This is a genomic window from Paenibacillus sp. J22FR21 (genome assembly GCF_056269135.1).
Window position 1 is genome coordinate 1,092,287 of the sequence record NZ_JBWDNJ010000002.1, and the last position, 10,341, is coordinate 1,102,627.

The following is a 10,341-nucleotide window of genomic DNA, read 5'->3' on the forward strand; positions in this document are numbered from 1 at the left end:
GAAATGAAAGAACAAAAACATAAATCGACTGCCAGCATATCCATCATGACGTTATTCAGTTTATAATAAAGTCGTGTACGTTATGGAATGGCTGTTGTTGACCTGTGATGGAGGTTGAACACCGTTCCACTGACAGTAAGTATTTTACTATTCTAAGGACAACGATTGTTCTGGTAGGTATTGAGGGGTTTTAATGATGCAAGAAAACTTTTGGCGCGATTTACCACGACCTTTTTTTGTACTAGCACCCATGGAAGATGTGACAGATGTTGTGTTTCGCCATGTGGTAAGTGAGGCAGGCAGACCGGATGTGTATTTTACGGAGTTTGCGAATACGGAGAGTTATTGTCACCCGGAGGGGAACAAAAGCGTACGTGGACGCTTGACTTTTACCCCAGATGAACAACCCATTGTGGCACATATCTGGGGAGATAAACCGGAATTTTTTCGTGAAATGAGCATCGGCATGGCGAAAGAAGGATTCAAAGGCATCGATATTAATATGGGTTGTCCAGTGGCGAATGTAGCAGAGAATGGGAAGGGCAGCGGCCTGATCTGCCGTCCTGAAATCGCAGCGGATATCATCCAAGCCGCCAAAGCCGGGGGACTGCCTGTCAGTGTAAAAACAAGGCTCGGTTTTAGTGAACTAGACGAATGGCGTGACTGGTTAACCCATATTTTGAAACAAGACATTGTTAATCTGTCCATTCATCTTCGGACAAGAGAGGAAATGAGCAAAGTAAAAGCTCATTGGGAACTGATTCCGGAGATTAAGAAGCTTCGTGATGAGGTGGCGCCAAATACACTTCTGACCATTAACGGCGATATCCCTGATCGTCAGACCGGCCAGCAGCTTGCTGAGCAATACGGTGTCGACGGTATTATGATTGGACGCGGTATTTTTCAAAATCCATTTGCATTTGAGAAAGAGCCGAAGGAGCACAACAGTGCGGAATTGCTTGAGCTGCTGCGGCTCCATCTGGATCTGCATGATCAATACTCAGCAGAGGAACCACGTTCGTTTAGTGCGCTTACCCGTTTCTTCAAAGTCTATGTCCGTGGGTTTCGAGGGGCAAGTGAACTCCGAACCAGCTTGATGAACGCCAAATCCAAAAGCGAAGTGCGTGTATTGCTGAATGAATTTGGAAACAAGGAGCATGATGGGGCTGAGGAACATGGGGAAGCCAATTACGCGCAATGAAGCAGTGTCGAGTGACATAAACATGATCTCATTAAAGGCCGCGATAATCGCGGCTTTTTTATTTATGGGATCAAGTTCTTGTCAAAATCAAATGACAAGAACTTGATCATATTCCCGACAGAATAAAACAACTTGACCAAAAATCCTTTTACTAAGTGAGGAGATGAAGAAGGCTTAATAAGAAAGAAGTCACATGAATTGCTAATGAATTCAACTAACGAGCAGGTTAACACGCCAGCCATTTTAGTTTGCAGCCGACTTGTAAATCGATGTACTCCCCTGGTATGTGACACAAAGTTAGTCATTCGCATACAGTGAAAAGGCACAAGCACATTTAGATGAAAATGTGTTGGGGAGGAAAGTGTAGTGGCGACTGCAAAAACTATTGCTTTACTAGACACCGAAGTTGGTACTCGTGAGGTTTCTATTAATTCTGACCTAGAGGGCACGTTCGCCTTGCAAGGTATCAAATTGACTGAAGGTGAATCTATAACAGTGAAAAGAGGTAGCATATCCAAGGAATTAATCCTCAGAAAGATTACATTACCAGATGAGGTCGGAAATTTCTTGAGGCTTAACACTATTAATATAGCGTTATTCGGTTTTACAAGAGGTCAAAGAATATCAGTTGCGTTTGACACCAAAACAAATACATTGACTCTAAGAAGTATTGGAGCTAAGTAATTGTTGAACGAGTGGAGTTGTTATCGAGGGCTAGATTCCAATGTGACGAATATAGTTGGATTGGACGTACTTGGCACTTTTAGCTGTGTTGGGGGAGGCAAATGTATTGGCGATTGAAAAAACTACGGCCATGCTCATCTCAATCGGAACTGAAACGCGTGAGGTTTCTGTTAATTTTGGTATCAACTTCCCTTTCGGTAAATCCATAACAGTGAAGAGAGGTGGCATTTCCAAGAAATTAATCCTCACAAGGGATTCGTTTGAAGATGATCCGCCTGGAAATTTGTTGAGACTTAACAATAACGATATAGCCTTATTCGGTTTTACTTTAGATCAAAGAATAACAGTTGAATTTAACACCAACACAAATACAATGACGCTTGGTAGTATTGGAGCTAAATAATAAAGGTTTAACACCGCCTATCCAATCGGGGAGGATGAAATGTCGAAGGAAATTGTAATTGCGGCGGTCGGCGATCTGCTGATGAAGCCTCGGCTCATCCAATTGCTTCAGACTAGCAACCAAACGGGCGAAAATGATGTTCAAAGAAGGACAACTTACGCTTTCGAGCAGATGTTTGAACCGGTTGCCGGTTATTTGCGGGATGCACATTTAACAATCGGCAATCTGGAAAGCACCTTCGCCGGCGGTACGGATGCTAGCTTCAACAAGACGAGACGCAATCCAAAAAACCGCAATCCGATATTCAAAAGCCCTGACGCTTTTGCGCCGGCGCTGTCGGCAGCGGGCTTCGATATGGTGGCGACAGCCAACAACCATTGCGCGGATTACGGCGTTCGCGGACTCAAACGGACGCTGGATGTGCTCGACAAGAACCGCCTCGACCACGTCGGAACGTACCGGACTGCGCAAGAATCGATGGCGCTCTGTGTGCGGAATGTCAAAGGCATGCGCATCGGCATCTTGTCTTATACGCGGGATACGAACGGCATGCACGTACCGAAGAGCCAGCCAGCAGGCGTCAAAAAGCTCGTACGCGCGAGGATAAAAAATGACTTGAAACGGCTGCGAGCAGCCACGGATTTTATTATCGTGTACATGCATTGCGGATTCGAGTACGAGAACAACGCAGCTACCCACCAAAAGCAGTGGGTCCACTTCCTGTTCCGGAACGGCGCGGACGTGGTGCTGGGATCGCATCCGCATGTCCTTCAGCCGGCAGTGACACGAACGGTCAAGGACGTCTCAGGGCAGACGAGAAAACGGTTCGCCATTTACTCGCTCGGTAACTTTATCTCCACTCGGTTGCACGGCAAGGACGAGGCTCTGACCGGTATCATTATTAGACTTACGCTACGCAAAAATTCCAGCGGCCAAGTTCGGCTCGCAGGCGTCGAAGGCGTCCCAACCTGGGTAAGCATCAATAAGAACGGGAGGCCTGCAATGTGCCTCATCGTGCCTTTACATGAAGCGATCAGTAAATCGAACGAATTTCCAAAGGAACAGTTGGTGCGAATGAAACGTGCCTTTCAAAGCACGCTCCGCATGTACAGAGGGGTACTGACAATTCCGAGCTGAAGAATAATAGGCATTGATTTTTTACTGCAAGAAGAAACCAACTCTATATGGAGTTGGTTTCTTTTTATACTCACTCTGAAAATTCGCCAAGATCGTGTTCGAGTTAGACTGCGTTATTTTTGGGCACACATTCCTTCTAATCAATAAGAATATAACACGAAATGCGTTGGAATAAATAAAAGAGATCCAGTATGATGTCATTAATCATTTCCGCTTAATAAAAGCACATTCATATAGAAGGAGAAGATAATATGATCCTAATAACTGGAGCAAACGGGAAAACTGGTCGTGCAGTCATTAAAGCTTTACTTTCTAAAGGAGAGCGAATTAGGGCTCTTGTTCGTAGAAGCGAACAAATTGAGGAAATAAGCTCATTAGGAGAAATGGAAGTAGTTACAGGAGATATGATGGATCAAAAGGCTGTAAATGAAGCTTTCGTCGGAGTTAGGGCTGTATATCACATTTGTTCAGCTATGAATCCCTATGAAGTTCAAATCGGTCAAGTGATAGTAGAAGCGGCGCGCTTGGCCGAAGTAGAACATTTCGTATTCCATTCCGTTATACATCCCGTAATTCAAAAAATGCCGCATCATCAGAAAAAACTCATGGTTGAGGAACTTCTAGTGAATTCAGGTATCCCATATACAATTATGCAGCCAGGGGTATTTATGCAGAATATTCTCGAGTCTTGGAACTTACTTAGTGAAAAAGGAATCTTTCAGCAAAAGTATTTTACGACTCAAGAAACTCGTATAGGCATGGTGGACTTAGAAGACTTAGCCGAGGCAGCTTCAATCATCCTTACTAAACCAGGACATAAATGGGCTACATATGAAATTTGTGGACCTGAAAATTTATCGTTGTCTGATATGATAACGGCAATGGATCAGCATTTTGGCCATGAGATCAAAGTAGTAACGCCTCAAGACGAAATGTTCGAAGAAGAATTGAAAAAGCGTGGAACAGGAGAGTATCAAGTAGATACAATAGTAAAGATGTTCAAACATTACAATGAGCATGGATCTATCGGTAATTCTAATGTTTTAACATGGATATTAGGTCGAAAGCCAAATGATTTTTCATCCTTCATTCATCGAACAATAAAAAGCAAGAACTGATCTTAGTTAGAAAACACCACCGGCTCTTAGCTGTTCTCGAACACTTCCGGTATTGGTTTTCTGTGATAAGCTTTAATATCTTGAAGCGGAGGGAGCCCGAATAGACGGCGGTATTCCCGGTTGAATTGAGCTGGACTTTCGTATCCGACCTCCAGCGCCGCGGCGGTCGCGTTCGCAGAACCGTTCAGCATAAGGCGTCTCGCCTCTTGGAGGCGAAGCTGTTTCTGATATTGTTGGGGAGCCATCGTTGTGACAGCTTTGAATTTATGATGAAGTCCGGAGACGCTCATTTTGGACGATCTTGCCACCTCTTCGATCGTGAAGGTTCTGTTGTAGTTCTCCTTGATCCATTCAATGGCTCTATTGATCCCCTCGTTCTGTTGATCCATGAATACGCGTTGGACAAACAAGTGACCGTGATCTCCGGTAAGCAAGCGGAAGATCATCTCGCGCTTAATCAGCGAAGAGAGAAAACGGATTTCCACTTCCGGCTTCCCATGCAACTCCAACAGCCGGATGAAAAGAAGCTGTAAATGGTCATCGGATTTACCCACGTAGGCACCAGGGCCAAGATTTCGGTCGAGCGGCTTCACGCCAATACCGGAATCCGTCATGACAGAAGCAATTTCGTCTGCCGTTATATCGACTCGCAAGCCGAAATACGGCGATTGCGGAGTAGCTCCGACAACCTGGCCGGAAGCGGGTATATCAATTAGCGAAACCAAATAGTCGCCGGGGCCATAATAAATCGTGTCCTGACCGAGATGGAGCTTCTTAGCGCCTTGTAGAATCAGGCAAAATGAGGGGGTGAGGACGCCGGGGATTATCGCAGTCGGCTGGCTGCGCCGGACTAGAGAGAAGAAGGGGACTGATGTCTCCGTACGACCTTCTGCGAGATTGAAATCAGCTGTCATCTTCAATAATTGGCCCAATTTCGTATGCATGGGAAAGCCCCCTTATCTAGTGCTCCTCTCCAATTATACGCTGATTTCATAAAGATCGCCATCATGAATATCTAAGCGTTAGTGATATGATTTGCAGGATTGAGCAAATTATAAGCAGAAATGATCTACTTCCCGATGTCGTTTCGCGTCATAATGAGCGTAGCACATGAAAGGGAGGTTATCCTCTTGAATGAACATTCAAAACGGATTATTTTGACGATGATCGTCGCCTGTCAGCTGATGATGGTGCTCGACAGTTCCGTATTGGTTACAGCATTACCCGAAATTGGTCGCACGTTGCATCTGTCTACAGCTGCTTTGACTTGGGTGCAGAACAGTTATATTTTAGCTTTCGGTGGTTTCTTGTTGTTAGGTGCTCGGGCTGGAGACATCCTAGGAAGGAGAAGAATATTCAGCGCGGGGATCGCTTTGTTTTCGCTGGCATCGATACTAGCTGGCTTGGCACCGTCCTCTTCGCTTCTGCTTGCGGCTCGCGCTCTCCAAGGATTGGCCGCTGCAATGGCGACGCCGTCGGCGCTAGCCTTATTGACTGTCAACTTCTCGGAAGCCCGGGAACGGACGAAGGCTATTGCCGTTTACAGTGGCGCAACGGGAGCCGGAGGCAGCGTCGGCCTGATTATCGGGGGATTGCTGACTGATGTGATCTCTTGGCGTGCCGGGATGTTCCTCAATGTTCCGATTGGCATCGCGTTGCTCCTTTTGGCGCCCCGATATTTGCGGGAGACAGAGACGAAAACTGGCCGTCTGGATATACTAGGAGCCATGACATCGGTAATCGGAATGACGGCGCTGGCATTCGGTTTTGTACAAGCCGCGTCAGTCGGATGGATCGCGTTAGAGGTTTGGGGCTTGCTTGCTCTAGGCGGAATCTCACTGGCGGCATTCGTATGGATAGAAGCGCGAGCGAAAGAACCGATTACGCCGCTTCGCCTCTTCGCGAGCAGAATGCGTTCCGGAGCTTATTTGGGTAGGTTATTGCTCATTTGCGGAAATTATCCGATCTTTTTCTTCGTACCGCAGTTTCTACAGCATGTCCTTCACTTCAATGCATTGGAAGCTGGGCTTGCAATCATGCCTTTCACGGTCGTTCAGTTCGCAATGATGTATGCTATGCCATCGCTCGTAACCCGCTTCGGGAATGTAAAAGTATTAATCGCCGGACTTGGAATCGCGATCGCTGGAACGGCCTGGCTCAGCTTCGTTTCTGCGGATTCGAGCTTCTTCCCTGATATGTTCTTCCCGTTAATCGTAATGGGGGGCGGCGCCGGTATGATCTTCCAGCCATTCACGACGTTAGGCTTGTCAGACGTGGACGCCAAGGATGCGGGAGCGGCGTCGGGTATGGTCAATGTCGCACATCAGACTGGCGCGTCGCTTGGGCTTGCGGTTCTAATTGCCGTCTTTGAAGCGGCGAACAGGGGGGCAGCTCCTTCAATCGCGTCTTTTGCCCATGCAATATCAGTTTCAATCTGGGGTTCGGTCATTTTCTTGACTGCCTCACTCGTTGTTGTCTTGATCATACTGCTGCCATCGGATAAAAAGAACGCAGCGCGCCGTCGTGCAGGGCGCAGAACGATTATCGCCAAGGGACGAGTTAGTTAAGTTTACGGCGGTTGAATCGTGTCGAATGACAAGAACATTATTTCATTAAAGGTCGCGAAAATCGCGGCTTTTTTTACTTATGTAATCAAGTAAAATCAACCTAACGATTCTGCCTCACAAGAGGTACATGTAGCATGATGGAACAATTGGATACGGAATTTAGTAAAGCATTCAAGGAAAAAAATGTGTAGCACGTGAAAGAGCAGGATTGACAACCTATCTATTGCGGTATACCATTAGAACGATCGTTCTATCTAATGGGCAGAAGGAGGCGAATTCATGTTCGAACAACATAATAAGGTGCAGAAGGCCGTCCTAGAGACAACGTTAAATCTGATCATTGATAAGGAACTTCAAGCCACATCAATGTCATTGATTGCTAAGGAGTCCGGTGTCTCTACTGGAAACATTTATCATTACTTTAGCAGCAAGGAAGATATTATTAATGAATTATACAAGGCGATTGTGCGTTTTAATGGAGATTTCGTTACGAAGGATTTAAATGAGACTGATTCCATTCAAACACAGTTTCGCAAGGCATGGAGTAACTTAATTGAGTTGGGTATTTTATATCCGAAAGGATTTCGTTTTATTGAGCAATATTCCTTCTCACCTTATATTTACGAAGAATCTAAAGTAGAGGCTTATGAGAAAGGATGGTGTGGACCTCTAGAAAAGTTGTATCGGCAGGCAATCGATAACGGAACATTCGTTGATGGTATGAATCCTCGAATGATGGTGCAGATGCATTATGGATCATTTGTTTATCTTCTGAAAAGTCACCAACAAGCTTTTCTAAAATTGACAGATGATATCGCGCTCCAAGCGATTCGATCCTGCTGGAACTCTGTGAGCCAAGAAAGGTTTGAACAGTAGTTCAGGCCAATTCTTTTGCAAGTATTAGATCGAACGTTCGGTTTATAATTATGGTTAAGCTAACCTGGATATCAAATGTATATAAATTACTTGAATAGCAAAATACCAATGGAGGTATAAAAACAATGGAAAAGAAGACGATTTTTATTACAGGAACAAGTTCAGGATTGGGGAAATTAACTGCAATTCATTTTGCAAAGCTGGGATGGAATGTAGCTGCGACCATGCGTTCTCCAGAGAAAGAAACTGAACTCACCGCATACGACAATATTAAAATCTTCAAACTGGACGTAACAAACGTGGAAGAGGTAAACGCGGCAGTTAGTGATGCAGTTTCAGCCTTTGGTAAGATCGACGTCGTTGTGAACAATGCAGGAATGGGATCATATGGGGCACTGGAATTGGCTGCCGAAGAAACGATAGATTGGCAGTTTTCTGTGAATGTTCGCGGTCCAATCAATGTCATTCGTAAATTCATGCCACATTTCAGAGCTGTAGGGGGCGGAATGTTTATCAATATTAGCTCATTTATGGGTGTAACCTCTGCTGTTCCACTTGGCTCTTTATATAATATGTCAAAGTTTGCTTTAGAAGGTTTGACGGAAGGTCTATATTATGAGCTTAAAAAATTGAATGTTGAGCTTCGGCTTATCGAACAAGGCGGATCCAAGGGCAATAATTTTGTGAATAGCATCATTTGGAATAAAGATGAGAACATAAAGGCGTACGATGATTTAATGAATAAAGTGTCCACTATGATGGCAAACACGCCTGAAGATCGACTCGATGACCCACAAACAATTGTAAATGCTATAGCTGCACAAGCAACTGGAGAGAGCAAGCAATTCCGAACAGTTGTAGGTGAGTCAGGGAAAGGGTTGCTGGCTCTCCGTAATTCAGTTCCTATTGAGAAATATCTGGAAACAATTGCTTCAAATTATAACTAATACTGATTCTTTTAGTCTTTCTTTGATTTACACCCTGAACCGTTATGATAAAACAATTGTTCCGATAGTCGATGTGTATCCAATTGAGATTTGGATGAAGGGACTTAGTAAAAGGTTTCAAATTAAAATCGCAGTAGCCATCGAGTTAGCTAAGAAAGATTTAATAGAAAGCAATTAAGGTAGATCCAACAACAAGTTGTTCAACTAACGAGGAACGTTAGTTCAAAAAGCAACGACGGCAGCCGGTTCTATGTTCGGTTGCCGTTTTCCGTTGAAGGGTGCTGAATTTGGCTTTCATTACTTAATCGTGATGGTGCGAAATTTGATGCAAAATTCGGTCGTAAACCATGGCAGCCTATTTTGAACTATCGGGCAGAATTCAATTTATGATGAAATACGAGGTTTGAGAAATAAAAACACTTCTATCTGAATGTGCAAGAATGAATGACAAACGGGGCACTCCAATAAGGAAAGGAGGCAGCATATACAACTCTGCCGTTCTTTCCGTATTGGTTTTGTTAGGTTGTGGAAGGGATTTGTGTAAAGTCAGTAGGCGCATATCTCTGGTTAGTAACGAGATTACCAAACTCGTCAATTCCGAATGCGGATACAATTACATAAGTCGTATATTGCGAGATGATATTATATAGAACTTCATAGGTAATGTTACCAGCAATAAAAAACGTTATCACTTGACTGGCTTGAGCTGCTAAAGTAATGGATTGCTCATATACAGGGACAAAGGTTGCCCCATCAACCGAACCTAATATGGTAAAAACAACGGTTATTGAACTCGATGTATTCCCATTAAAAGTATTAACGACGATAGTTGATGCAGCGGTGCCAATATCGCGCGTATTTGTAATCCATCCTGAAGTATATGGCATCAGGTTCACTCCTTTCTATATTCTCTTATTATTTTATGAAGAAGAATCAAGGTTGTCCTATGCGTTTATTACTATGGTGAGCGGATTATGGTGCATACTAACGATTTGCTTGGCAATTGAACTTTTTGCGCTTCTGCATGCTCTTAGCTATGAAAGGGGAGAGATCTTGATGGTAAGCCGTCTTGTCAGACAAGCTAAAAAAGGAAATAAAGATGCACTACTACAACTTATCATGGACGACCAGGACGCTTATTATCGTCTTGCCTACTCTTACATGGGGAACGAGCATGACGCGATGGATGCGATGGAGGATATGATCGTCACGCTCTATGAGAAGATCGAACAATTGCAGAAGGGGGAAGCATTCTACAGCTGGAGCAAAACCATCCTCGTCAATCGATGTAAAACGTTGCTCCGCAAGAACGGGAAATTTCGGCCACTGGAAGAGGATCTCGATACGTCGGTGCCAGCATTAACTGAAGCCGATCCGTATCGAAGTATGGAAGCCGAGATGGACATGC

At 44.5% G+C, this 10,341-nt stretch carries 11 protein-coding genes; 9 read left to right on the forward strand and 2 right to left on the reverse strand.

What is annotated here, in order from left to right:
• Positions 1–196: 196 nt before the first annotated feature.
• The 5 genes from AC0YNS_RS10745 to AC0YNS_RS10765 all read left to right on the forward strand — a co-directional run bounded on the left by AC0YNS_RS10745 (position 197) and on the right by AC0YNS_RS10765 (position 4,543).
• A complete protein-coding gene (locus AC0YNS_RS10745) occupies positions 197–1,201 on the forward strand; it encodes a tRNA dihydrouridine synthase (RefSeq protein WP_475781020.1) in 1,005 nt (334 codons plus the stop codon).
• Positions 1,202–1,567: 366 nt separating this feature from the next.
• Positions 1,568–1,885, forward strand: a complete 318-nt coding sequence (locus tag AC0YNS_RS10750) for a hypothetical protein (protein ID WP_475780978.1) — start codon at positions 1,568–1,570, stop codon at positions 1,883–1,885.
• Positions 1,886–1,991: 106 nt separating this feature from the next.
• Positions 1,992–2,288 carry a hypothetical protein gene (locus AC0YNS_RS10755; RefSeq protein ID WP_475780979.1) on the forward strand — a complete coding sequence of 99 codons (297 nt, stop codon included), beginning with the start codon at positions 1,992–1,994 and terminating at the stop codon, positions 2,286–2,288.
• Between the two features lie 39 nt (positions 2,289–2,327).
• On the forward strand, positions 2,328–3,425 hold the full coding sequence (locus AC0YNS_RS10760; RefSeq protein WP_475780980.1) for a CapA family protein: 1,098 nt from the start codon (positions 2,328–2,330) through the stop codon (positions 3,423–3,425).
• A 251-nt stretch (positions 3,426–3,676) separates the two neighbouring features.
• Positions 3,677–4,543, forward strand: coding sequence for an SDR family oxidoreductase (locus AC0YNS_RS10765; protein ID WP_475780981.1), 867 nt, complete (start codon positions 3,677–3,679; stop codon positions 4,541–4,543).
• A 26-nt stretch (positions 4,544–4,569) separates the two neighbouring features.
• On the opposite strand, the gene AC0YNS_RS10770 is transcribed toward AC0YNS_RS10765, so the two are convergent.
• Positions 4,570–5,487, reverse strand: coding sequence for an AraC family transcriptional regulator (locus AC0YNS_RS10770; RefSeq protein ID WP_475780982.1), 918 nt, complete (start codon positions 5,485–5,487; stop codon positions 4,570–4,572).
• A gap of 186 nt (positions 5,488–5,673) precedes the next feature.
• Here AC0YNS_RS10770 and AC0YNS_RS10775 point away from each other — a divergent pair, with 186 nt between their 5' ends.
• From AC0YNS_RS10775 to AC0YNS_RS10785, 3 genes are all read left to right on the forward strand, one after another.
• Positions 5,674–7,110 (forward strand): MFS transporter, encoded by a 1,437-nt coding sequence (locus AC0YNS_RS10775; protein WP_475780983.1) that lies wholly within the window; start codon positions 5,674–5,676, stop codon positions 7,108–7,110.
• 279 nt (positions 7,111–7,389) lie between these two features.
• The gene (locus tag AC0YNS_RS10780; protein WP_475780984.1) at positions 7,390–7,986 is read left to right on the forward strand and encodes a TetR/AcrR family transcriptional regulator; all 597 of its coding nucleotides are present in this window, start codon (positions 7,390–7,392) and stop codon (positions 7,984–7,986) included.
• 125 nt (positions 7,987–8,111) lie between these two features.
• A complete protein-coding gene (locus AC0YNS_RS10785; protein ID WP_475780985.1) occupies positions 8,112–8,933 on the forward strand; it encodes an SDR family oxidoreductase in 822 nt (273 codons plus the stop codon).
• 518 nt (positions 8,934–9,451) lie between these two features.
• Here AC0YNS_RS10785 and AC0YNS_RS10790 read toward each other — a convergent pair.
• Positions 9,452–9,820, reverse strand: a complete 369-nt coding sequence (locus AC0YNS_RS10790; protein ID WP_475780986.1) for a hypothetical protein — start codon at positions 9,818–9,820, stop codon at positions 9,452–9,454.
• Positions 9,821–9,986: 166 nt separating this feature from the next.
• Between AC0YNS_RS10790 and AC0YNS_RS10795 the strand changes: the two genes are divergently transcribed.
• On the forward strand, positions 9,987–10,341 hold a 355-nt coding region (locus AC0YNS_RS10795), incomplete at its 3' end, for an RNA polymerase sigma factor (RefSeq protein ID WP_475780987.1).